The 21994-nt window shown below is 62.1% G+C and carries 19 protein-coding genes, 1 other RNA gene and 1 pseudogene; 4 read left to right on the top strand and 17 right to left on the bottom strand.

All coding sequences use genetic code 11. The features are described from left to right. Positions 1 to 3: 3 nt before the first annotated feature. From murB to rnpB, 14 genes and pseudogenes are all read right to left on the bottom strand, one after another. A complete protein-coding gene (gene murB, locus AC2VNM_RS01660; RefSeq protein WP_483189403.1) occupies positions 4 to 882 on the bottom strand; it encodes a UDP-N-acetylmuramate dehydrogenase in 879 nt (292 codons plus the stop codon). After that, on the bottom strand, positions 879 to 2276 hold the full coding sequence (gene murC / locus AC2VNM_RS01655) for a UDP-N-acetylmuramate--L-alanine ligase (protein ID WP_486912754.1): 1398 nt from the start codon (positions 2274 to 2276) through the stop codon (positions 879 to 881). The genes murB and murC overlap by 4 nt, the downstream gene beginning before the upstream one ends. Next, a complete protein-coding gene (gene murG, locus AC2VNM_RS01650) occupies positions 2269 to 3342 on the bottom strand; it encodes an undecaprenyldiphospho-muramoylpentapeptide beta-N-acetylglucosaminyltransferase (protein WP_486912753.1) in 1074 nt (357 codons plus the stop codon). Before murG ends, murC begins: the two co-directional genes overlap by 8 nt. After that, a complete protein-coding gene (gene ftsW / locus AC2VNM_RS01645) occupies positions 3335 to 4516 on the bottom strand; it encodes a putative lipid II flippase FtsW (RefSeq protein WP_483164741.1) in 1182 nt (393 codons plus the stop codon). The genes murG and ftsW overlap by 8 nt, the downstream gene beginning before the upstream one ends. Continuing rightward, positions 4509 to 5867 (bottom strand): UDP-N-acetylmuramoyl-L-alanine--D-glutamate ligase, encoded by a 1359-nt coding sequence (gene murD, locus AC2VNM_RS01640; RefSeq protein WP_483164742.1) that lies wholly within the window; start codon positions 5865 to 5867, stop codon positions 4509 to 4511. The genes ftsW and murD overlap by 8 nt, the downstream gene beginning before the upstream one ends. Further along, the gene (mraY, locus tag AC2VNM_RS01635) at positions 5864 to 6946 is read right to left on the bottom strand and encodes a phospho-N-acetylmuramoyl-pentapeptide-transferase (protein WP_483164743.1); all 1083 of its coding nucleotides are present in this window, start codon (positions 6944 to 6946) and stop codon (positions 5864 to 5866) included. The genes murD and mraY overlap by 4 nt, the downstream gene beginning before the upstream one ends. 1 nt (position 6947) lies before the next feature. Next, positions 6948 to 8297, bottom strand: coding sequence for a UDP-N-acetylmuramoyl-tripeptide--D-alanyl-D-alanine ligase (locus AC2VNM_RS01630; protein WP_483164744.1), 1350 nt, complete (start codon positions 8295 to 8297; stop codon positions 6948 to 6950). After that, on the bottom strand, positions 8294 to 9736 hold the full coding sequence (locus tag AC2VNM_RS01625; RefSeq protein ID WP_483164745.1) for a UDP-N-acetylmuramoyl-L-alanyl-D-glutamate--2,6-diaminopimelate ligase: 1443 nt from the start codon (positions 9734 to 9736) through the stop codon (positions 8294 to 8296). Before AC2VNM_RS01625 ends, AC2VNM_RS01630 begins: the two co-directional genes overlap by 4 nt. Then, entirely contained in the window at positions 9723 to 10571 is an 849-nt protein-coding gene (locus AC2VNM_RS01620) for a penicillin-binding transpeptidase domain-containing protein (RefSeq protein WP_486912752.1), read from the bottom strand. The genes AC2VNM_RS01625 and AC2VNM_RS01620 overlap by 14 nt, the downstream gene beginning before the upstream one ends. A gap of 71 nt (positions 10572 to 10642) precedes the next feature. Continuing rightward, positions 10643 to 11236: pseudogene (locus AC2VNM_RS01615) on the bottom strand (peptidoglycan D,D-transpeptidase FtsI family protein); the annotation flags it as partial. A 224-nt stretch (positions 11237 to 11460) separates the two neighbouring features. Continuing rightward, complete coding sequence (gene ftsL / locus AC2VNM_RS01610; RefSeq protein WP_483164747.1) at positions 11461 to 11724, bottom strand: cell division protein FtsL; 264 nt, start codon at positions 11722 to 11724, stop codon at positions 11461 to 11463. After that, entirely contained in the window at positions 11714 to 12667 is a 954-nt protein-coding gene (gene rsmH / locus AC2VNM_RS01605; RefSeq protein WP_483164748.1) for a 16S rRNA (cytosine(1402)-N(4))-methyltransferase RsmH, read from the bottom strand. The genes ftsL and rsmH overlap by 11 nt, the downstream gene beginning before the upstream one ends. Beyond that, the gene (mraZ, locus tag AC2VNM_RS01600) at positions 12664 to 13116 is read right to left on the bottom strand and encodes a division/cell wall cluster transcriptional repressor MraZ (RefSeq protein WP_483164749.1); all 453 of its coding nucleotides are present in this window, start codon (positions 13114 to 13116) and stop codon (positions 12664 to 12666) included. Before mraZ ends, rsmH begins: the two co-directional genes overlap by 4 nt. A gap of 220 nt (positions 13117 to 13336) precedes the next feature. Continuing rightward, positions 13337 to 13682, bottom strand: an RNA gene (gene rnpB / locus AC2VNM_RS01595) — RNase P RNA component class A. A gap of 99 nt (positions 13683 to 13781) precedes the next feature. On the opposite strand from rnpB, the gene AC2VNM_RS01590 reads away from it, so the two are divergent. Next, on the top strand, positions 13782 to 14048 hold the full coding sequence (locus AC2VNM_RS01590) for a hypothetical protein (RefSeq protein WP_483164750.1): 267 nt from the start codon (positions 13782 to 13784) through the stop codon (positions 14046 to 14048). A 14-nt stretch (positions 14049 to 14062) separates the two neighbouring features. On the opposite strand, the gene AC2VNM_RS01585 is transcribed toward AC2VNM_RS01590, so the two are convergent. Beyond that, entirely contained in the window at positions 14063 to 15769 is a 1707-nt protein-coding gene (locus AC2VNM_RS01585) for an AMP-dependent synthetase/ligase (RefSeq protein ID WP_486912751.1), read from the bottom strand. Further along, a complete protein-coding gene (locus AC2VNM_RS01580) occupies positions 15769 to 16389 on the bottom strand; it encodes a glutathione S-transferase N-terminal domain-containing protein (RefSeq protein WP_483164752.1) in 621 nt (206 codons plus the stop codon). The genes AC2VNM_RS01585 and AC2VNM_RS01580 overlap by 1 nt, the downstream gene beginning before the upstream one ends. 238 nt (positions 16390 to 16627) lie before the next feature. On the opposite strand from AC2VNM_RS01580, the gene lpxC reads away from it, so the two are divergent. Then, positions 16628 to 17545 (top strand): UDP-3-O-acyl-N-acetylglucosamine deacetylase, encoded by a 918-nt coding sequence (gene lpxC, locus AC2VNM_RS01575; protein WP_483189398.1) that lies wholly within the window; start codon positions 16628 to 16630, stop codon positions 17543 to 17545. On the opposite strand, the gene AC2VNM_RS01570 is transcribed toward lpxC, so the two are convergent. After that, positions 17482 to 18027, bottom strand: a complete 546-nt coding sequence (locus AC2VNM_RS01570; protein ID WP_483164754.1) for a DciA family protein — start codon at positions 18025 to 18027, stop codon at positions 17482 to 17484. The genes lpxC and AC2VNM_RS01570 overlap by 64 nt on opposite strands. Between AC2VNM_RS01570 and secA the strand changes: the two genes are divergently transcribed. Beyond that, positions 18026 to 20764, top strand: a complete 2739-nt coding sequence (secA, locus tag AC2VNM_RS01565) for a preprotein translocase subunit SecA (RefSeq protein WP_486912750.1) — start codon at positions 18026 to 18028, stop codon at positions 20762 to 20764. The genes AC2VNM_RS01570 and secA overlap by 2 nt on opposite strands. 9 nt (positions 20765 to 20773) lie before the next feature. Continuing rightward, complete coding sequence (gene argJ, locus AC2VNM_RS01560; RefSeq protein WP_483164756.1) at positions 20774 to 21991, top strand: bifunctional glutamate N-acetyltransferase/amino-acid acetyltransferase ArgJ; 1218 nt, start codon at positions 20774 to 20776, stop codon at positions 21989 to 21991. The last annotated feature ends 3 nt before the right edge of the window (positions 21992 to 21994 follow it).

The following is a 21994-nucleotide window of genomic DNA, read 5'->3' as shown; positions in this document are numbered from 1 at the left end:
CCCTCATTCATCAAAATCTTCTCCCAGCACACGCATTTCAGGCTGCAAGACAACGCCGAAGCGACGGCGTACCGTTTCCTGCACTTCCATGACCAAGCCCTCGATTTCACGTGCGCGAGCCTGTCCGCGATTGAGAATGAAATTGGCGTGTTGCATGCTCACTTCGGCATCGCCGATGCGACGTCCCTTGAGTCCTGCCGCCTCGATCAAACGCGCCGCGTGGTCGCCAGGGGGGTTGCGGAAGACCGAGCCACAACTCGGCCAGGACAGGGGCTGGGTCGCCGCCCGCTGGCTCTGCCAGGCGCGCAGCTGGGCGCGCAGTGCATCAGGTTCTCCCGCGGACAAACGCAGCCCGGCGCGCACAAAGCAGGCATCGCCCTGGCCGCGTACGGAGCGATAGCCCACCTGAAACGCGGCTGCAGGACGGCGCTCCAGCTCACCGTTGGGGTGGAGCAGTTCGACCCACTCCACCAGGGGCCAGGTTTCTCCACCATGGGCACCGGCATTCATGGCCAGGCAACCGCCCAGGGTGCCGGGAATCCCGGCGAGAAATTCCGTACCGGCGAGACCATTGCGGGCGGCGAAATGGGCGAGTTTGACCGCTGAAATCCCGGCCTCGGCAACCAGTTCGCTATGCTCGCCGATCGTCATTTGATCTAGTCCATGGGCAAGACAGATGACCGTCCCGCGCAGGCCGGCATCGCGCACCAGGACGTTGCTACCGAGGCCCAGCCAGGTGATCGGCCCCTGGGAAAAATTCCGCAAAAAACCGACCAGATCTTCTATGGCGTCGGGTATATAGAAACGCTCTGCTGCACCCCCTACCCGCCAGCTGTTATGGCGGGCCAGAGATTCACCGAGGCGCAGACGACCACCGATCATGCCGGTGCCCCCTTGCCAAAAACCGCATCCCAAGCCCCGGCAAGCTGGCTGATATTCCCTGCCCCCATACAGAGCAGCACCGCATTCTCGGGTAGCTGGATCGGGATTTGTGCTGGCTGCTGCAAGGCGCCGGGGAGATGTATGGCATCGGCTCCTTGCTGTTGTAGGGCGGCTACCAGGCTGGCACTGTCGGCGCCGCTGATGGGGGCCTCTCCCGCCGCATAGACATCGAGCAGGATGCTGCGGTCGGCCTGCGCCAAAACTTCCACAAAATCGGCGAAGAGGTCCCGAGTACGGGTAAAGCGATGTGGCTGAAAGAGTAGTACTAAGGGGCGCTGCGGCCAGATTCGGCGCGCGGCGGCGATGGTGGCGGCCAGTTCCCGGGGGTGATGACCATAGTCATCGACAATGGTGTACCCCTGCCAGTCGCCGAGCAGCTCGAAGCGTCTTGCCACTCCTCGAAACCCGGCCAGGGCCTCGGCGATGATTTCCTGGTTGACTCCCACTTTGCTGGCGATGCCAATGGCTGCCAGGGCATTGAGGACATTATGCTCGCCGGGGATATTCAGTTGCAGGTCGAACCAGTGCACCGCCTGACCATCGACGCGGCGCCAGATCTCGACCTCGCTACCCAGACCGCAATAGCGAATGTTGCGTGCCTGCAGGTCACTATCCTCGGCCAGCCCATAGCCAAGCACCGGTGTGCGCAACTCCGGCAGCAAGCCGCGCACCATGGGCTCATCGGTACAGAGTACTGCCAGGCCATAGAACGGCAGACGCTGCAGAAACTGCAGGAAGGCGGCGCGCAATTGCCCCATGGTATTGCCGTAGGTCTCCATGTGGTCGGCATCGATATTGGTGACCACTGCCATTACCGGAGACAGGTACAAAAATGAGGCATCGGATTCGTCCGCCTCTGCCACCAGATACTCACCGCTGCCAAGGGCGGCGTGGGTTCCGGCACTTTTCAGGCGTCCCCCAATGACAAAGGTGGGGTCCAGGCCTGCTGTCCCGAGGATGCTGGCCACCAGACTGGTGGTGGTGGTCTTGCCGTGGGTACCAGCGATGGCGATTCCCTGCTTGAAGCGCATTAGCTCCGCCAGCATCTCCGCGCGGCGGATGACGGGGATACGCTGTTCCCGGGCGGCGACGATCTCGGGGTTGTCATCGTGGATGGCGGAGGAGACGACCACCACATCTGCGCCGCGCACATTGGCGGCCGCGTGACCACTGAAGATGCTCGCGCCCAGATCGCTGAGGCGCAGGGTCGCCGGGCCGGGACGCAGATCGGAGCCGGAGACGGCGTAGCCCAGATTGAGCAGGACCTCGGCAATACCCCGCATGCCGGCACCGCCGATGCCCACCAGATGGATTTGCCGCACCCAGTTACGCATGTGCAATTCCTTCGCAGGCATCGGCGACATCCTGCGCGGCGTTTACCCGCGCCTGACGGCGGGCCGCCTCGGCCCAGCGCAGTCGCAGTGACGGATCCTCGAGCAGTGGCAACAGAACGCTGTGCAGTTGCGCCGCGTCGAGCCCCTCCTGACGCAGCATGCGACCGGCTCCGGCGTCTTCCAGAAAACGGGCATTGGCCGCCTGGTGATCATCTACGGCAAAGGGGAATGGAATCAGCAGACTGCCGAGGCCGGCAGCGCATAACTCCGCCACCGTTGCCGCGCCGGCCCGGCAAATCGCCAGATCGGCCCAGGCGAGGGCCGCGGCCATATCGTCGATGAACGCATCGACCCGCGCCGGGACGTTTGCGGCAGCGTAGGCCGCCTGGGTCTTTTCCAGATGCGTCTTGCCGCATTGGTGCCAGATTTCCGGCCGCTGCTCCGGCGGCAGTTTGATCAGGGTGGCAGAGCAGATCTCATTCAGCACCTGGGCGCCCTGACTGCCCCCCATGATCAGAATCCGCGCTTTGCCCTGATGTTGCGCAAAGCGTAGCGCTGGCGCGGGTAAAGCGGCAATTTCCGCGCGTACCGGATTACCCACCCAGCGGGCCTTCTTGAGCCCGATATCGGGAAAGCCGGCAAAAACCTGGGCAGCCAAGGGAGCGAGCAATCGATTGGCGAGTCCGGGAATGGCATTTTGTTCATGCAGGCAAAGGCGCAGGCCCAGGCTCCAGGCGGCAATCCCGGCGGGGGCCGAGACGTAGCCTCCCATGCCCAATACCGCTTCGGCGCCGCACTGGCGGAGGATCCGGCGCGCCTGCAGTACCGCTCGCCCCAGGCGCCAGGGCGCGCTCAGCCAACGCTGCCAGCCCTTTCCGCGCAGGCCCTGCATGTCCAGTTGGTGTAGAGAATAGCCTGCGGCAGGTACCAGACGCTGTTCCATGCCCTGCGCCGTGCCGATCCAGTCGACGGCGACGTCTCGCGCACGCAACTCCTGCGCCACGGAAAGGGCGGGGAAAATGTGCCCGCCGGTACCGCCGGCAGCGATGACGACGCCCCTAGCCATGCGCCACCTCCTCAGCCTTTACTTGCTGCACCTTCGCCCGTTTGGCAAGCGGCGGATAGCGGCGGCTCACCGCGAGCACCACTCCCAAGGTAGCGCAGAGAAAAACCAGGGCGCTGCCGCCATAACTGATCAAGGGCAGGGCAAAGCCCTTGGTCGGCAGGGCCCCGAGGTTTACGCCCAGGGACATCACCGCCTCGCCACCAAACCAGATCAGGGTGCCGTAACAGAAGAGGGCATAAAAGGCATCACCGGCCGCGGCGGCGCGACGACCAACGCGATAGATGCGCCAGCAGGCCACCGCATAGAGGAAGATCAGGGCCCAGATACCGATCATCCCGAGTTCTTCGCCGATCACCGCCGGGATGAAGTCGGTGTAGGACTCCGGCAGGTAAAAATACTTCATGATACCGTTGCCCAGTCCCACTCCAAACACCCCACCGCGACCAAAAGCAATCAGAGATTGCACCAACTGGAAGCCGCTGCCATAAGGATCGGCCCAGGGGTTGGAAAAGGAGGTAATGCGGGCAAGGCGATAAGGAGCAGATACGGCAAGTACCCCCAGGGCCGCGCCAGCGACGATACCGGCAAAGAGCACATAGCGCATCGGTAATCCGCCCAGGAAGAGCAGGGTGCCGGTGATCGCCACGACCATGAAGAAGGAGCCAAAATCCGGCTGCAAGAGCAGTAGCACACCGAGGACGAAGAGCAGGATGAAGATCGGCCAGAGCCCCTCCTTGAAATCGCCGAGCAGCTCTCCCTTGCGCACCACATAGCGGGACATGAACAGGAGCAGGGCAAACTTCAGCAGCTCTGAGGGTTGCAGGCGGACGATCAGAAAATTGATCCAGCGGTGCGAGCCATTCACCCCCACGCCGATGACCGGCACAAAGACCACCAGCAGGGCAATGAGGGAGATGCCCATGAGTGGGAAGGTCATGCGTTCCCAGAATTCCAGGTCGATGCGGCTGATGTAGTACATCCCAGTGAGTCCGAGGATGGCATAGAGCACCTGCCGTTCGGCAAAAAACAGTGGATTGCCGGTTTCCTGTTGGGCCACCGGAGCGCTGGCCGAGTAGACCATCACCAAGCCAAAACAGAGCAGGATGATCAGGATCCACCACAATACGGTGTCGGCCTTGCCGTTTTCCGCCAACCACCAACTCGGCTTACGCATGGGAAGCTCCTGCCAGGGCATGGACGGCAGCGGTAAACTGCTGTCCGCGGTCATGATAGTTCTGGAACATGTCGAGACTGGCGCAGGCCGGCGAGAGCAGTACCTGATCGCCAGGTCGGGCGAGGGCGGCGGCCTGACGCACGCATTCCAACATGCCGCTTTGTCCGGTACGACGGATGGGTAGCTTGCCAGCCAGGATTCTTGCCAGTTCCTCTTCTGAATTACCCAGAAGCACAGCGCCACGCTGTCCGACACAGGCTGCCGCAAGAGGTTGGAGATCAGCACCCTTGGCGTCGCCGCCGAGGATCAGGACCAAGGGGCCGGAAAGGGCCTCGATGGCGCGCAGGCTGGCGCCGAGATTGGTGCCTTTCGAATCATCGAAATATTCGACATCATCTACCGTCGCCACCCACTGCAGGCGATGCGGTAGACCAGTGAAATTCTGTAGGGTCTGCCGGATGGCCGCCTGCGGAATCCCTGCCGCGCGTGCCAACAATGCTGCTGCCAGGGCGTTCTCCTGATTATGGCGTCCGGGAATACGGAGTTCACTAATGGGAAGGAGTGCCTTGCCGTCGATGACGATCTGCCCGTCGACAATCTCCCCTGCGGCACCGAGCCCAAAACGGCGTAATGAGAGTTGTGCAGAAAGGTTGCTAGGAAGCGTTTGCAACTCCGCATCCTGGCTAGGCAGCACCAGAGTGTCGCCAGCGCTCATGCACCGAGCGATGCGCCACTTGGCGGCGACATAGCTGGCAAAATCACCATGCCAGTCCAGATGATCCGCGCTGATGTTGAGGATGGTCGCGGCACGGGGACGCAAGCTCTCACAGTATTCCAGCTGGAAGCTGGACAGTTCGAGGACGTAGAGTTCCGGCTCCGCCGCCCCTTCCTGCGGCAGCAATTCCAGTGCCGGGGTGCCGAGGTTTCCCCCCACCGCCACCTGCAGTCCCGCGGCTCGCGCCATCTCTCCGATCAGGGTGGTGACGGTGCTTTTGCCGTTGCTGCCGGTGATGGCGATGACCGGCGTCTGCACCTCTTGCGCGAAAAGCTCGATATCGCCCCAGAGCGGGATCTCCGCTCGCCGCGCTGCCGCCAGGGCTGGGGTAAGGGGCGATAATCCTGGACTGCAAAGCACCCGCTCGTACGGCAAAAAGGCATCCTCTGGCCAGTCACCAAAATGGATATGGACTCCCGGATACCGTTCCCGCCAGCCTTGCGCGTCCAATGTTGCGCGGGTATCCCACAAGGAGCACTGAGCCCCCCGCGCCAGGGCAAAACGGAGCAGGGATTCCCCAGTCTTGCCCGCCCCTGCTATCGCCACCTTGCGTGCTCGCCAGTCGGTCTTCTTCATCGGATTTTCAGACTCGACAGGCCAATCAAGACCAGGATCACGGTAATGATCCAAAAGCGGACTGCAACGCGTGGTTCCGGCCAGCCTTTCTTTTCGTAGTGATGATGGAGTGGCGCCATGCGGAATACGCGCTTGCCGGTCAGGCGGAAAGACGCGACCTGGATCATTACCGAGAGCGTCTCGACCACGAAGACTCCACCCATGATCACCAGCACCAACTCCTGCCGGGCGACGATGGCAACGATGGCCAAGGCGGCTCCCAGGGCCAGGGCGCCGGTATCGCCCATGAAGACCTCGGCAGGATAGGTATTGAACCAGAGAAAGCCCAGTCCTGCTCCCACCAGCGCGCCGCAGAAGATGATCAACTGGCCGGCACCAGGGACGAAGGGAACCTCGAGATAGTTGGCGAATACCGCATTGCCTGCCACATAACTGAAGATGCCCAGAGCCCCAGCCACCATCACCGTGGGGACAATGGCGAGTCCGTCGAGACCATCCGTAAGGTTGACGGCATTGGAGGTACCGACAATGACGAAATAGCTGAAGACGATGAAGCCGATGCCCAGTGGAATCAGTACGTGCGGGACGAAAGGCACGATCAGGCTGTGGGGTAGACTCCCCTGGCCCCAGAAATACAGGGCCGTGGCAGCCGCGATGGCAAAAAGCGACTGCAGGCCATATTTGCCGCGCGCCGAGAGGCCCTTACTGTTTTTGCGGCGCAACTTGCGCCAGTCATCGATGAATCCCACGGCGCCAAAGGCGAGGGTCGTCAGCATGGCAATCCAGACCATGGGGTTGCCGAGGTCGGACCAGAGCAGGGTGGTCAACAGAACGACCAGCAGAATCAGCGCCCCACCCATGGTCGGGGTGCCTTGTTTGCTGAGATGGGTCTCCGGCCCGTCGCTGCGCACCATCTGTCCAATCTTGTACTGGCGCAGACGGGAAATGACGATGGGCCCAAGACCCAGGGACAGGACCAGGGCGGTGAGGATACTCAAGACCCCGCGCAGGGTCAGGTAAGAGAAGACATGAAAGCCATGGTAGAGGCTCTGGAGCTGGAGCAGAAGATAATAGAGCATTTCAGCCAGCCTCCTGCCGCAGGGCAGTAATCACCCCTTCCATATGGGCGGCACGAGAACCCTTCACCAGCACCGTGACATCGCCCGCCAGCACTGGCTGCAGGGCGGTAACGAGGGCGTCGATCCCGGCGAAGTGGCTGGCGCCGCTGCCGAAGGCCTCCACCGCTGCCGCGCTCAGGGGGCCCGTGGCGAAGAGCCCGTCGATGCCCAGTTCGCGCAGGCGTTTCCCCGCCTGGGCGTGGTAACTGCGCGCCTCCGGGCCTAGTTCGCCCATATCCCCTAAAACCAGAAAACGCCGACCTGGTTGCTGCGCCAGGACCTGCATCGCTGCCTCCAGACTCGCCGGGTTGGCGTTGTAGCTGTCGTCCAGGAGACGGCTGCCCTGCCGCCCCGCGACCCACTGCAGGCGTCCGGAGACGCCGCGCAGCTGGGCGACGCTACGCACAATGGCAGCGATCGGGGTGTCGAGGGCCAGGGCAGCAGTAACCGCCGCCAGGACATTGGCGCCGTTGTGCCGGCCGGGCAGGGGAATCTGCAGATCAAAGGTTCCCTGCGGAGCCCGCACCTGCATCTCCCCGCCCGTCGCACTCGCCTGCCAGGCGCCGCGAACGCGTGCAGGCCGGTCTTCCAGACTGAAACGCCAGACCTCTCCAGGCGCCTGCGCCGCCCATTCCTCACAAAAGCGATCATCCCCATTGAGCACGGCGATGCCGTGGGTGCCCAAGCCATCGAGGATTTCCCCCTTGGCCGCGGCGATGGCCTCTACCGTCCCCAGGTTTTCGAGATGCGCCGTCCCCGCGTTGTTGATGATGACGAGATCCGGTGTGGCCAGACGGCTCAGCATCCGAATCTCTCCGGCATGGTTCATCCCCATTTCGACCACCGCATAGCGGTCCGTCTGGCTGAGGCGCGCCAGGGTCAGGGGAACGCCGATATGGTTGTTGAGGTTGCCCTGGGTGGCGATACCGGGACCGGTTTCCTGCAGGATTGCCGCGAGAATCTCCTTGACCGTGGTCTTGCCGCAGGAACCGGTAACGCCAATGACCTTGGCGGGACAACGCTGGCGCCAGGCGGCAGCGAGGTCTTGCAGCGCCTGCAGGGTATCGGTGACCAAGACTCCGGGCTCCGCCATCGCCCGGCTGACGAGCACGGCCGCGGCGCCGTTGCTGCGTGCCTGGGCAACAAAGTCATGGGCATCGAAATGTGGCCCAGAGAGGGCAACGAAGAGCGTGTCGGGTTGCGCGCTGCGGCTATCGCTACTGAGTCCGCGAATCCGCAGTTCTGCCGGGCTGCCAGGGAGGGTTTTCCCATGACAGATCTTGGCGACTTCCCGGAGACTCAGCTCGATCATTGACGTAACGCCTCCTCTGCGTGCTGCGCGTCAGCGAAGGGCTGTTTCTGACCGCCGCGATCCTGATAGCTCTCGTGACCCTTGCCAGCGATCAGTACCCAGTCGCCAGACTGGGCATCGGCGATGGCCAGCTGGATGGCGCGTGCCCGATTATGTTCTACGGTCGCCCGACCGCTCGGAATTCCGGTCAGAATCTCGTTGGTGATCTGTTCCGGGTCTTCCATGCGCGGGTTGTCGTCGGTGACGATCACCCGATCCGCCAGACGCGCGGCAATGGCGCCCATCTGCGGACGCTTGCCGCGATCGCGATCGCCGCCGCAACCAAAGACCAGCGTGATCTTCCCCTTGGCAATGGCACGCAGGTCTTGCAGGACGGCATCCAGGGCATCCGGGGTGTGGGCGTAATCGATCATCACCCGCGCCTTGCCCGGTACAGCCGGCAGGCACTGGTAGCGTCCGACCGGCAGGCTGAGGTGGGCAATCTGCTCGTCTTCGATCTCCCAGCCGAGAGCCGCAGCGCAGGCCAGGGCCGCCAGCAGATTGTAAGTGTTGCTGCGCCCGAGCAGAGGACTGCGCAAGCGACGTCTCCCCCAGGGCGTATCCAGCTCCAGCAGAGTGCCACTGGCACCCGGATGGTAGTCGCGCACTTTGATGGCAGCCGCGTCAAAGCCATAGTCCAGAACCTCTACCTGCGCTGCGATGCTTTGCCGCAGTTGCGCAGTGAAGGGATCATCGGCATTAAGGACGGCGTATTGCAGTTCCGGCGTCTGAAAGAGCCGTGCCTTGGCTGCCCCATAACTCGCCATGTCGCCGTGAAAGTCGAGATGATCCTGGGTAAGGTTGGTGAAGACAGCAACGTGGAAGGGGACCGCAGCCACCCGGCCCAGGGCAAGGGCGTGGGAGGAAACCTCCATACTGACCGTCTGTGCGCCGGCAGCACGCGCCGCGACCAGTAGGCGCCACAACTCGACCGCCTCGGGGGTAGTGTTGGGCAGTGCCTGCAGCGCATCCACCGGCCCATAGCCGAGGGTGCCGATGATCTGCGCCGGCGCCGGTGCCAGTTGGGCGATCAGCCGCGTCACACTACTCTTGCCATTGGTCCCGGTCACGCCGATGAGCCGGGGGGTTGCGTCCGCGTCCCAGCAGTAATGGCGCCGCAAGGCCAGCCCCAGGAGCGCGCGGGCATCGGGGCGCGACCATAGCGGACCGGCTTCGGTGTCGGTAAACCCTTCGTGTTCGGCCTCGACGATGGCAGCGGCGGCACCTGCCTGCCAGGCATCGGGCAGAAAGTGCGCCGTGGGTCCATGGCGCGTATCCAGAGCGACAAAGAGCCCCCCTTCGGGCAAGCGGCGGCTGTCACTGTCGATGCCGGTAATGGGAATGGCTCGTGCTGGCTGCAATTCCGGGAGGAGGTAGTCGAGGGTTTCAGTGCTGGACATCACCCGCTCCTTCTGCCCAGCGCTGCTGTTCGGCAATGCTCCGTGGGTGGATAGCCTGGGCGCTTCCTGCCTGCGGCGGAATACCGGCGTTGCGCAAGGCCACGCTCATGGTGCTACGAAAGACCGGTGCCGCGACGACGCCGCCATAGCGCCAGCCTTGGGTAGGGTCGCGCACTGTCACCGCCATCACAAAACGCGGATTCTGCGCCGGCGCAAAGCCGACGAAGCTAGTATTCACCTGATGGCGATGAAACCCCCCTTTGCCGTTGGCCATGGCCGCCGTGCCGGTCTTGCCAGCTACCGTGTAGCCGGGGATGGCAGCGAGAAAGCCGGTGCCCCCGGACGCGACGACCCCGGCCAGCCAATTGCGCAGCTCGGCGGCGGTACTGGCCGCCATCACTCGGCGCTCCTCGCCTTGTTGCCCCTTGAGTAGGTGTGGTTGGACATAGACACCCCCATTGGCGATCGCCGCATAGGCGGCGGCCAGCTGCAGGGTATTAACCGAGATGCCGTAGCCGTACGCAATCGCAGCATGCGCCGCTGGCCCCCATTGTTGATAGGCGGGTAAGCGGCCGGCACTCTCGCCGGGCAGGGCCAGGCCCACGGATCGCCCGAACCCAGCGCGGCTGAGCAAGCCATAGAGATCTGCCGCAGGGGTACGCAGAGCAATCTTTGCTGCGCCGATGTTGCTGGAATATTTGAGAATCTGCGCGATATCGAGGGTGCCATGCCGGGCGTCATCCTGAATGCAATAACTGGCGACGCGAAAACAGTCGGTGTCGACATCGAAGCGGCTGCCGGCCTGGATACTGCCGCTATCCAGGGCCGCTGCCACGGCAAAGGGCTCATTACCGAGCCGGGTTCGAAGGTGTGGGTAATGGCGCGATCCGTGGCACCGGCGGGATCATAGTGTTCCCGATCGTTGGGATTGCTCGCCGGATAGTTGACCATTGCCAGGATGGCACCACTGTGGGCGTCGAGAAGGACCGCAGAGCCCGTGTGCGCGGCGAAACGCTGCACGGCAGCCGCCAGAGCCGTGTAGGCCGCATACTGCAGGCGGCGATCGATCGTCAGGGTCAGGGGCTGGCCTGGGTGGCTGACATTTTCCGGGGCGCTGGACAGCAGGTGCCCATGATTATCGCGCAGAACTTCGCGCTGGCCGGCTCGACTGCGCAGGATGTTATCATAGGCCAGTTCCAGGCCTTCACTACCAACTCCTTCGATATTGGTAAAACCCAGCAATGGACCGGTGATCTGCCCGCTGGGATAGAAGCGTCGGTACTCCTGCAATTCATGCAGCCCGGGGATGCCCAGGGCCAGTGCTCGTGCAGCCAGTTGCGGGTCGACCTGTCGAAGCAGGTAGGCAAAGGCACTACCACTGTGTTGCAGGCGTTTGCCAATCTCTGCTGACGACATTCCCAAGACCCTGGCCAGTTCTGGCCAGCGCGCCTGCTGTTGCGCAAAAACCTTGGGGTCTACCCAGAGGGTACTGCTGGGCACCGATAGGGCCAAGGGCTGACCATAGCGGTCGAAGATCTCCCCGCGCGCCGGCGCCGGAAGCGGCAGTTGCCGCTGGTAACGCTGCTGACCCTGGGCGCGCAGGAAGGCGCTCTGCTCCACCTGCGTCTGCCAGGACTGATAGAAAATGGCACAAAATCCAGCGCCCAATACCGCGAAGATCAGACGCGGTCGCCAGCTGGGCAGGGACGATTCCGCCAGGCCGTTCACCGGGCTTTCACCATGACGATCTGGCTGTTTTTCGGTGCCTCCAGCCCTAGCTTTTGATGCGCAATGTCGCCAACGCGAGTATCGGAAGCCAGAGTCGCTTGCTCCAATTGCAACTGCCCCCAACGATTGTTGAGGGTGAAAATGTGATTTTGCAGGGCCTGCAGATGAATGAATTGCGCCCGACTGTTTTCGCGTGCAGCAACGATGCCGAAGAGGGTGAGAGTGATCAGCGCGACGAGAAGGATGGTGCTACGACGCATGACAATACTCCGGATTCTTGGTAGCGGCACGCAACACGGCGGAACGGGCGCGGGGATTTTTGGCGATTTCTGACTCCTGTGCACGAATAGCGGGGCTGATCTCGACCCAGGGCTGGGCGGGCAGTTCCGCGGCGCGCAACGGCAGGCGGGGATCAGGACGCGCTTCGTGCGCGCGGAAAAAGCGCTTGACCAAGCGGTCTTCGAGGGAGTGAAAGCTGATGATGGCGAGCCTTCCACCGGGGCGCAGAGCGGCCAAGACCTGGGGCAGGAAGCGCTGCAGTTGACCCAGTTCGTCATTCACCTGGATGCGAATTGCCTGGAAGCTCCGGGTAGCGGGGTGGATCCCTTTCCCTGCAGGGAGCAGATCGCCGATCAGCTCCGCGAGCTCGCGGGTACGCAGAAGAGGGGCGTCTTGACGCTGGGCGATGATGGCTTTGGCGATCCGCGTTGCCGCCCGCTCTTCACCATACTCCTGCAGCACGCGTCGCAGCTCCCGAAACTCCACCTGCGCCAGCCACTCGGCGGCAGACAGCCCCTGACTGGGGTCCATGCGCATATCGAGCGGGCCATCGCGCAAAAAGCTGAAGCCACGCTCGGCCTCGTCCAGTTGCGGCGACGAAACCCCCAGATCGGCGAGGATGGCATCCACCCGCCCGAGCCAGCCGCGTGCTTCCAGCAGTTGCGCCAGGGCGTCGAAGGGGGCTTGGACCAAGTCCACGCGCGGATCGTCGGCAAAGCGTTCGCCCAGCGCCTGAATAGCCGCCGGATCGCGGTCGAAGATACACAGCCGATCATCGACGGCCAGCTGCGCGAGGAGCAGGACGCTATGGCCACCCCTTCCCCCGGTGGCGTCCACCAAGCGCCGTGGCCCTGGAGTCTGCCAAACCGGCTGCAGTGCCGCAAGCACCTCGTTGGGCAGAACTGGCTGGTGGGCGCCGCTCATAGCTGCAAATCTCCAAGGCTCGCGAGCAGGTCCTCATCAGGCGATAGAGTCTGCTGTTGCTGCCACAGCGCTGCATCCCAGATCTCGAACTTGCTGACTTGCCCCACTAGCACCACGTCGCGCTCGATCTGTGCGTATTGCCGCAGATTGGCGGATAGGAGGATGCGGGACTGGTTGTCGAGACGGAGTTCTTCTGAGTGGCCGATGAAGATGCGCTGGAAGCGGCGGACGCTGGCCTGGGTGTTGGGGAGGGCGGCTATTTGTCGTTCGACTTCCTCCCAGCGCGGCAGAGGATAGGCCCAGAGGCAGCGCTCGGCCGCTTCGTTGGTGGGGTTGATGGTCAGCACGATCTGCCCGTCACAGAGGGCGTTGAGCTGGTCGCGAAACCGCGCCGGCACGCTGAGACGTCCCTTGCTGTCGAGAGTATGACAATGCGTGCCGCGAAACATGACCGGGTGGCTCTCCGTTTTTTACCACTTTGCCCCACTTCTTCCCACACGGTTAAGGGTAAGGACGGGTCTTGTTCGTGTCAAGGTAAAAAGACTCATCTTTTCGGTATCTTAGCGATTTCTGAAGTGATTTTCGTGCGATTTCTGAGGAAAAGTCGACAAGCATATGAATTTAAGTGAAGTTTTTCCTGAACGACGAGAATGGCTAGCAGGTGGGGAAAAGTGGAGTGAGTCGATAAGCCGGGTTCTGTCGTGGACGACCATTCCTCTAGGCCGGCCCTTACGAGCCGGCTCCAGCAACCTACCCGCGCACGCTGCGGGCCACAGCTTGGTGCGCCTATTTGGTCTTGCTCCGGACGGGGTTTCCCCTGCCACTCCCGTTACCGGGAGCGCGGTGCGCTCTTACCGCACCTTTTCACCCTTACCGGCGTTTACACGCGTTGGCGGTATGTTTTCTGTGGCACTTTCCGTAGGCTCACGCCTCCCGGCCGTTAGCCGGCGTCCTGCCCTGTGGAGCCCGGACTTTCCTCCCCGGATTGCTCCGCGGCGGTCGTCTGACTCACTCCACCGCGCACTATACGCACTTTGCGGCGCGGTACAACTCGGCACGCCCCGCCAGACTGGAACTATACTTACAATACAACGTGATCTGAGGAGAGACTGCCATGATCGATGATACATTTCTGGATGAAGCGCATGAGCTGCCGTCCGTGACCCCCATGGAGCGGGTGGTGGCGTGGTCGGTGTTTCGCACGAGGGACGCGGCGCAGCAATTTCTGGAGCATGTCCATTTAGCACCGGGCCAGGCACTGGTGGGTGGGCATGGCAAGGACAGCGTGGCGGAGTATTGGTGGGTGGGGGTACAGGTGCAGAACCTGGGAGTCTGGGGCAACAGTGCCGCAATAAACAAACATGGGCGCATGGGCGACTAGCCCGAAGCACGGAATCAGCGCTGTAGGGCGGCGAGTTCGGCGGCATAACGTTCCGCGACTCGGCGCCGCTTCACCTTCAGCGTGGGGGTAAGGGTGCCCCCACTTTCGCTCAAGGGCTCGCGCAGGATGGCGAAGCGCCGCACCTGCTCAAAACTCGGCAGGCCTTGCAGGGCCTGATTAACGGCTTGCCGGAGCGCGTGTTCGAGCTGCCGCGCATCGGCACTCTCCCCCAAAGTGTCACGCACGATCTCGGGATTCGGGTAGAGCAGCGCAATCAGATACGGAAGGTGGTCGCCAAAGACGACGGCCTGGGCGATGAGGGGCTGGCTACACAGCCGCAGCTCGATCTTCTGCGGCGCAATGTTTTCCCCCGCACTGTTGACGATGATCTCTTTTTTGCGTTCGGTGATGTGTAAATATCCATCGGCATCCAGCTCGCCCACGTCACCAGTATGCAACCAGCCCTCCACTACGGTCTCGCGGGTGGCGGCATCGTTGTTCCAGTACCCCTGCATAATGGACGGACCGCGCACCAGGATTTCCCTATCGTCGGCAATGCGCAGCTCGAGATTGGGCAGTGGCTTGCCCACGCTTCCCGGGTGAATGGCATTGAGGGGGTTGGCAGCGATGACCGGGCTCGCCTCGGTCATGCCATAGCCCTCGAGAATGGGCAGGCCCAGTCGCAGAAAAAACTGGGCGATGGCAGGGTCCAAAGCGGCGCCGCCGGAGACGAAGTACTGCAGGCGCCCACCGAGCTTCTTGCGCAGCTGTTTGCGCAGCAGATAACTGCTTGTCGCCTGTTGCCAGTTCGCCGCCGTTTTTCCTTCCAGCCCCACGCCCTGGCGCAGAAATTTCCCCAGCCAGTCATGGCGATCGTTGAGAGTCCGCAAAGTGCGTTCGTAGAGCACTTGAAAAATGCGTGGAACAGCAATCAACAGATCGGGACGGGTAGCGGCCAGATCGCGCAGCACAGTATCGGGCCGTTCGGCATAGGCGGTCTCCAGACCCAGCAGATAGCCGCCAAAATGGCCGGTGGCACGTTCAAAGACATGGCTGAGCGGGAGCACCGAAAGCAGTCGTTGCCCGGCGCGTAATGGTACCAGGTGCAAAAAGCCCTCGATGTTGCTGAGAAAGTTATCGTGACTCAGCATGACGCCCTTGGGCCAGCCCGTGGTTCCCGAGGTATAGACGATGCTGGCGAGGTCTTGCCGTCGCAGGGGTTCTGCGGGGAACGCTGGTGCCTCCTCGTCGCCCCCCAGGGTGTCCAGGTCTTGCCAACCGGCCAGACCCGTCGCGGTCTCTTGCAGAAAGACATGACTGGGCGCGACACCCCAGGCCGCGGGTTCCAGACGGCTGTAGATCTCCTGATTCTGCAACAGGATCACACTGGGGCTACAGTCCCCCAGAACATAGTGAATCTCGCGCGCCCCGAGGCTTGCGTAGAGGGGCACGGTAACCGCACCAATGCTGAGAATGGCAAAATCGAGAATGGCCCAATCGACGGAATTGGCGGCCATGAGCAGGACCCGGTCGCCCCGGCGTACTCCAAGCCGGTTCAGACCCCGTGCGCGGCGCCGCACGGTTTCTGCAAAGTCGGCGGCGCGCAGGGGAAGAAACTCTTCCCCCACCCGCTGCCAGGCGATATTTCCGTCGGGATCGCGCTGGCAACGGGCGAAAAGTCCGGCCGCGAGGTGATCGAGACCGGTTACCGAAAGCGCCATCAGCGCAGCGCTTTTTCTGACGGGGTCAGGCTACGCTGGAAACTCTCCAGCGCAAAAATCTGTTCTGCATAATCTAAGGTAGCCTTGGCCGCCTTGGGAATCTCGATGCCCAGGCTTGGCAAGCGCCACAGCAGTGGTGCCAGGGCGCAATCGGCGATGGACAGCTCATCACCGAAAAGGTAGCGTTGCTGGCTGAATAGGGTGCTGAGTTGGGCCAGGGAACGACGCAAAGAGTCCTTGGCGGCGACTTTGTCCTGCTCGCTGTAACCTGGCCGGAACAGGGGGTTGAACCAGTCGCGATCAAATTGCATCAGCCCCACCCGGACGCGTGCGCGCGAGATGGGGTCGGCAGGGATCAGGGGGGGGTGCGGAAAGCGCTCGTCGAGGTATTCGATGATCAAGAAGGATTCGATGACGGCCAGATCACGGTCGACCAGGGTGGGCACTTCGCCGTAGGGATTCAGCGCGAAGAGGTCTTCCGGCTTGTCAGCGAAGTCGATATCGATTACCTGATACTCCATGGCCTTTTCTTCCAGTACAAAGCGAACGCGATGGGCAAAGACGCAGTCCTGCGCGGAATACAGCGTCATCAGGGTCTTCTTGTTGCTCGGTGTTGCCATGCAAGGGTCCTCAAAATGTCTAGTGGGATGTTTCACCGTAATATCGGAGTATTTAGTGTATCAGAACGTGTGGGGGATTGGGTGGGGAATCGTGAATGGATATCAAATTTGATTGCGCAGCCCTGAAGGGTGGCATTACACTGGCGCGACAGAATAAAGTTGTAACTTCGCAACAGTCGTTGTATCGTTGGCTCTAGTGAACCGTGGGAGGGCGATCCCGGCGATCGCAAAAAGGTAGATGATTCAACAGCGCACTCTGAAAAACATGATCTGGGGCACCGGGATTGGGCTGCATAGTGGCAAGAAGGTGTATCTTGGTTTGCGCCCAGCGCCAGTGAACACGGGAATCGTCTTCCATCGTAGTGACCTCCCCGGCAAGGCCTACATCAAGGCCGATCCTTTGCATGTGGTCGACACGCGACTGTCTACTAATATCGGCGATGGGGAAATTCGCGTCGGCACCATCGAACATCTGATGTCTGCCCTGGCCGGCCTCGGCATCGACAATGTGTATGTGGATCTGGACGGTACGGAAGTCCCGATCATGGACGGTAGTGCCGCGCCCTTCGTATTCCTCATCCAGTGCGCCGGGGTGGAGGAGCAGAATGCCCCCAAACGTTTCATTCGCATCACCGAGACCCTGGAGGTGCGCAATGGCGACCGTTGGGTGCGTCTCGAGCCCTTCGATGGCTTCAAGGTCAGCTTTACCATCGACTTCGATCATCCCGTGGTACGCAATGGCGGTCAGGAAGTTAGTGTCGACTTTGCCCACACCTCCTATCTGAAGGAAGTTTCGCGGGCGCGCACCTTCGGCTTCATGCGCGAGGTCGAAACCTTGCGGCGCATGGGTTTGGCCCTGGGGGGCAATCTCGATAACGCCATCGTCGTTGATGACTACCGCGTGCTCAATGAGGATGGCCTGCGCTACGCCAATGAGTTCGTCCGCCACAAGGTCCTCGACTCCATCGGCGATCTCTACCTGCTGGGGCATCCGTTGCTGGGACATTTCTCTGGTCACAAGGCGGGGCATGCCCTCAACAATCAGCTTCTGCGCCTGCTCCTGCAGCGCGAGGATGCCTGGGAATATGTGGATTATCCCTCGCTGGAGAAGGCGCCGTTTTCCTTTGTGGATTCCCTGGCGGCGGTCCCTGCCTGATCCAGGGTCCGGACCAGTCGTTGGAGGGCGGCGCCGAGGGCGCCGTCGCTGTTTTCTGCCAACTCGCGCAGGGCGTCCGGCGCGGGTCCGGAGATGCGGGTAGCGGCAGGCGGCCGCGACGCAGACGCTTGCGATTGCCATGGGCGTACCGTGGCCACGATCCGTTCCGTCGGATACTCTGGAAAACGCGCATTCCAACGCTGACAGATGCGTTTCTGATGGCGTCGTAACCAGGCCAGCCAGACGCTGCTCTCCACCAAGACCTGCAAGGTGCCATCGCGCCAGTCCACGAGCCAGGTGCGTTCCTGGGCTTCCAGGCTCAGCAGCGCATTCCAGTCCTGCTGCCGGGCGTGCAGCTCCTGTCCGTGACGAAACACCGCTGCGAGCGCCGGGCCGATCTGATCGCGGGCGCGACGTTTCGTCCGCGCGGGCTTCGTGCTACCCTCGGGCATATTTTTTTGACTTAGAGTTTTGGCATTCATGCTGGGAACCATCATCCGTCATGTGGTGGGCAGTCGCAACGACCGCCTGATCAAGAAAGCCCGCGCTGTAGTTGCCCGGATCAATGGCTTGCAGGAACAGTATCACGCCATGAGCGACGCCGAGCTACAGGGGCAGACGGCGCGACTGCGCGAGCGGGTCGGGAACGGGGAGCCACTGGACAGTATCCTGCCCGAGGCCTTTGCCACCGTACGCGAGGCGGCGCGCCGCGTCATGGGGATGTTTCACTATGATGTGCAGCTGATCGGCGGTTACATGCTGCACGAGGGCAAGATTGCCGAGATGCGCACCGGCGAGGGCAAGACCCTGGTCGCCACTCTGCCGGCCTACCTCAATGCCCTGACCGGCAAAGGCGTTCATGTTGTGACAGTCAACGACTACCTGGCCAGCCGCGACGCCGAGTGGATGGGGCGCGTGCACCGCTTTCTAGGCCTGTCCGTTGGGACCATCATTGCCAATCTTTCGCCCGAGGAGCGCCGCGCGGCCTATGCCGCCGACATCACCTATGGCACCAACAACGAGTTTGGCTTCGACTATCTGCGTGACAATATGGCCTTTTCGCCCGCCGAGCGGGTGCAGCGCGGCCTGCATTACGCCATCATCGATGAGGTCGACTCCATTCTCATCGACGAGGCGCGCACGCCGCTGATCATCAGCGGGCCCACCGAGGAAAACACCGATCTCTACCAAAAAGTCGACAAGCTCATCCCGCAGTTTATCGCTGATGAGGACTTCACTATCGATGAAAAGGCCAAGCAGGTGCTGCTCACGGAAGAGGGCGTCGAAAAGGCGGAGCAACTGATGCTCGATAATGGGTTGCTGAGCGAGGGCAACCTCTACGACATTCAGAACGTAAATCTGGTACATCACCTGAATCAGGGCTTGCGCGCGCATCATATCCACCATCGCGAAACGGATTACATCGTCCGCGACGGTGAGGTCTGTATCGTTGATGAATTTACCGGCCGGATGATGACCGGCCGGCGCTGGTCCGATGGCCTGCATCAGGCGGTGGAGGCCAAGGAGGGCGTAGAGATCCAGAACGAAAGCCAGACCCTAGCCTCCATCACCTTCCAGAACTATTTCCGTATGTACGACAAACTGTCGGGCATGACTGGCACTGCTGACACCGAGGCCTTCGAGCTCAACCAGATCTATGGCCTGGAAGTAGTCGTCATTCCCACCCACCGACCCATTCAGCGCAAGGATCTGGCCGATCAGATCTACCGTACGGCGGCGGAAAAATGGGATGCCATCATTGCCGATATCGAGGCCTGTCGAGAGCGCGGGCAACCTGTTTTGGTGGGTACGACTTCCATTGAGCACAATGAATATTTGTCGCGCCGTCTGCAACAGAAAAAAATCCCCCATTCCGTGCTCAATGCCAAGCAGCACGAGCGCGAGGCGGAAATCATTGCCCAGGCAGGAAAATCCGGTGCCGTAACCATCGCCACGAACATGGCCGGCCGCGGTACGGATATCGTTCTCGGTGGCAATGTCGAGCATCAAGTGGAGATGATCAAGGCGCGTACTGATCTCGACGATGTCGCCAAGGAGGAACTGGCGCAGGCCTTGAGGGATGGCTGGCAGGCGGAGCACGACAAGACTCTGGCGGCTGGCGGTCTGCACATCATTGGTACGGAGCGCCACGAGTCGCGGCGGGTAGACAACCAGTTGCGGGGGCGTGCCGGGCGCCAGGGCGACGTTGGCAGCAGTCGCTTTTACCTGTCTCTGGAAGACCCGCTCATGCGGATCTTTGGCAGTGATCGGCTGGGCGGACTGATGCAGAAACTTGGCATGCAGCCGGGGGAGGCCATCGAGCATCCTTGGGTGACCAAGTCCATCGAAAACGCCCAGCGCAAGGTCGAAGCGCGCAATTTCGATATCCGCAAGCAGCTGCTCGAATATGACGACGTCGCCAATGAACAGCGTAAGATCATTTACGCCCAGCGCAACGCCTTCATGGACAGCGACAATTTGCAAAGCGAAGTGGACTCCCTGCGGGTCGATGTGTTGGAAGCCCTGCTCGAAGACTATGCCCCGGCGGGCGTCATGGAAGAGCAGTGGGATATTGTTGGTCTGGAAACGGTCCTGGAACGGGTTTTCGCGGAAAAATTCCCGGTGGGGGAATGGCTGGCAGCCGATCGTACCCTGAACCATGAAGGGTTGCAGGAGCGGATTCTGGCGGCGGTGCGTGCCCGCTGGCAGGAGCGCGAGGCACTGATGGGTGAGGAAATGGCTCGCCATCTGGAAAAGAGTGTGACCTTGCAGGTGCTCGATAGCCAGTGGAAAGATCACCTCGCCAGCATGGACCACCTGCGCGAGGGCATCCACCTGCGCGGCTATGCACAGAAGAACCCCAAGCAGGAGTATAAGCGCGAATCCTTGGCCTTGTTCAATGCCATGCTGGCACGGGTGCGCGAAGAAATCGTCAGTACCCTGTCGCATGTGCAGGTCAGCCCGGTCAGCGAGACGCCTGCCGAAGCCATGGATTGGAGCAGTCTCTTCCCAAGCCGGCCGACGAATCAGGGCCTGGTCTTCCAGCACCCCGACCTGCCTGGTGGCTCCAGTGAAGACGAGGACCGTGACCTGCCCGCCGTAGCGGCCTTGGGTGGGGCGGCGGCGCTGCCCGTACAGGTGCAAAAGGTGGGTCGTAACCAGCCTTGCCCATGCGGTTCCGGCAAAAAATACAAACACTGTTGTGGTCGCCTCGCCTGAGATACTGTCATGCCCGTTGCCCTCGATCCTCCCCGTTCCCTCCTACCGGTTGCCGGCGTCCGCCTTGCCATAGCCGAGGCCCAGATCCGCTATGCCGCGCGTCGCGACCTTACCTTGATGGAGCTCGCTCCCGGGACGCAGGTGGCAGGTGTCTTCACCCGCAACCGTTTTCGTGCGGCGCCGGTCCTGGTGGCCGAGGAACACCTCGCCACCGGTCAAGGCATTCGTGCCCTGATCATCAATACGGGTAACGCCAATGCCGGGACCGGGGCGGTGGGACTGCGTGCTGCCGAGGATAGCTGCCGGGTGGTAGCTGCGGCATTGGGTTGTGCGGCGCAGCAGGTCCTGCCGTTCTCCACCGGGGTGATTGGGGAGCCGATCGACCTGGCGGGCAAGATTGCGGCAGCCTTGCCGGGCTGTCTGCCAGCCCTGGCCGAGGACCGCTGGCTGGAGGCCGCCGATGCCATCCGCACTACCGATACGGTGGCCAAGGGTAGCTCGCGGCAGCTCGATATTGCCGGCAAACAGGTCACCGTCACCGGTATTGCTAAAGGCTCCGGTATGATTCGGCCGGATATGGCGACCATGCTCGCCTACATCGCTACCGATGCCGCCGTTGCGCCGGAGGCCCTGCAGCCGATATTGAAGCAGGCGGTGAATCGCTCCTTCAACCGCATCACCGTTGATGGCGACATGTCCACCAACGATGCCTGCATGCTCATCGCCACGGGGCGGGCGGGGAATGTGCCTCTGGCGCTGGGTGAGGCAGACGCCCTGATCGACGCAATCACCGAGGTGGCGACCGAACTGGCGCAGGCCATCGTCCGCGACGGTGAGGGTGCCAGCAAGTTCATCCCCATCCGGGTCAGCGGCGGACGCAGCGAATCCGAGTGTCTGCAGGTGGCGTATCGGATGGCCCACAGCCCCCTCATCAAGACGGCCTTTTTTGCCTCGGATCCCAACTGGGGCCGCCTGCTCGCGGCCATCGGCTCGGCGGGCGTGGAAGATCTCGATGTTGAACGGGTACAGATTCATCTCGGCGATCTGTGTATCGTGCGCAATGGCGCCCGTGCTGCGGAGTACACCGAAGAGGTGGGGCAGGCGGTCATGGCGCGGGCGGAGATCCCCATCCATGTCGATCTCGGGCGCGGGTCGGCAGAAGAGCAGATATGGACCTGTGATCTTTCCTATGACTATGTGCGTATCAATGCCGATTACCGGAGCTGAGTC

Source organism: Acidithiobacillus sp. TH-A67, from assembly GCF_057473545.1.
Note: the sequence above shows the minus strand (reverse complement) of the source record. Positions and strands in the feature narration are given on the sequence as shown.

Bases quoted from the DNA above. Each gene is read 5' to 3' on its own strand.
- ftsW (WP_483164741.1), bottom strand. From the start codon at position 4,516: ATGCGTAAGCCGAGTTGGTGGTTGGCGGAAAACGGCAAGGCCGACACC.
- AC2VNM_RS01630 (WP_483164744.1), bottom strand. From the start codon at position 8,297: ATGATCGAGCTGAGTCTCCGGGAAGTCGCCAAGATCTGTCATGGGAAA.
- ftsL (WP_483164747.1), bottom strand. From the start codon at position 11,724: ATGCGTCGTAGCACCATCCTTCTCGTCGCGCTGATCACTCTCACCCTC.
- murC (WP_486912754.1), bottom strand. From the start codon at position 2,276: ATGCGTAACTGGGTGCGGCAAATCCATCTGGTGGGCATCGGCGGTGCC.
- lpxC (WP_483189398.1), top strand. From the start codon at position 16,628: ATGATTCAACAGCGCACTCTGAAAAACATGATCTGGGGCACCGGGATT.
- mraY (WP_483164743.1), bottom strand. From the start codon at position 6,946: ATGCTCTATTATCTTCTGCTCCAGCTCCAGAGCCTCTACCATGGCTTT.
- murB (WP_483189403.1), bottom strand. From the start codon at position 882: ATGATCGGTGGTCGTCTGCGCCTCGGTGAATCTCTGGCCCGCCATAAC.
- AC2VNM_RS01585 (WP_486912751.1), bottom strand. From the start codon at position 15,769: ATGGCGCTTTCGGTAACCGGTCTCGATCACCTCGCGGCCGGACTTTTC.
- AC2VNM_RS01625 (WP_483164745.1), bottom strand. From the start codon at position 9,736: ATGTCCAGCACTGAAACCCTCGACTACCTCCTCCCGGAATTGCAGCCA.
- AC2VNM_RS01570 (WP_483164754.1), bottom strand. From the start codon at position 18,027: ATGAATGCCAAAACTCTAAGTCAAAAAAATATGCCCGAGGGTAGCACG.
- secA (WP_486912750.1), top strand. From the start codon at position 18,026: ATGCTGGGAACCATCATCCGTCATGTGGTGGGCAGTCGCAACGACCGC.
- AC2VNM_RS01580 (WP_483164752.1), bottom strand. From the start codon at position 16,389: ATGGCAACACCGAGCAACAAGAAGACCCTGATGACGCTGTATTCCGCG.
- argJ (WP_483164756.1), top strand. From the start codon at position 20,774: ATGCCCGTTGCCCTCGATCCTCCCCGTTCCCTCCTACCGGTTGCCGGC.
- murD (WP_483164742.1), bottom strand. From the start codon at position 5,867: ATGAAGAAGACCGACTGGCGAGCACGCAAGGTGGCGATAGCAGGGGCG.
- murG (WP_486912753.1), bottom strand. From the start codon at position 3,342: ATGGCTAGGGGCGTCGTCATCGCTGCCGGCGGTACCGGCGGGCACATT.
- rsmH (WP_483164748.1), bottom strand. From the start codon at position 12,667: ATGAGCGGCGCCCACCAGCCAGTTCTGCCCAACGAGGTGCTTGCGGCA.
- mraZ (WP_483164749.1), bottom strand. From the start codon at position 13,116: ATGTTTCGCGGCACGCATTGTCATACTCTCGACAGCAAGGGACGTCTC.
- AC2VNM_RS01590 (WP_483164750.1), top strand. From the start codon at position 13,782: ATGATCGATGATACATTTCTGGATGAAGCGCATGAGCTGCCGTCCGTG.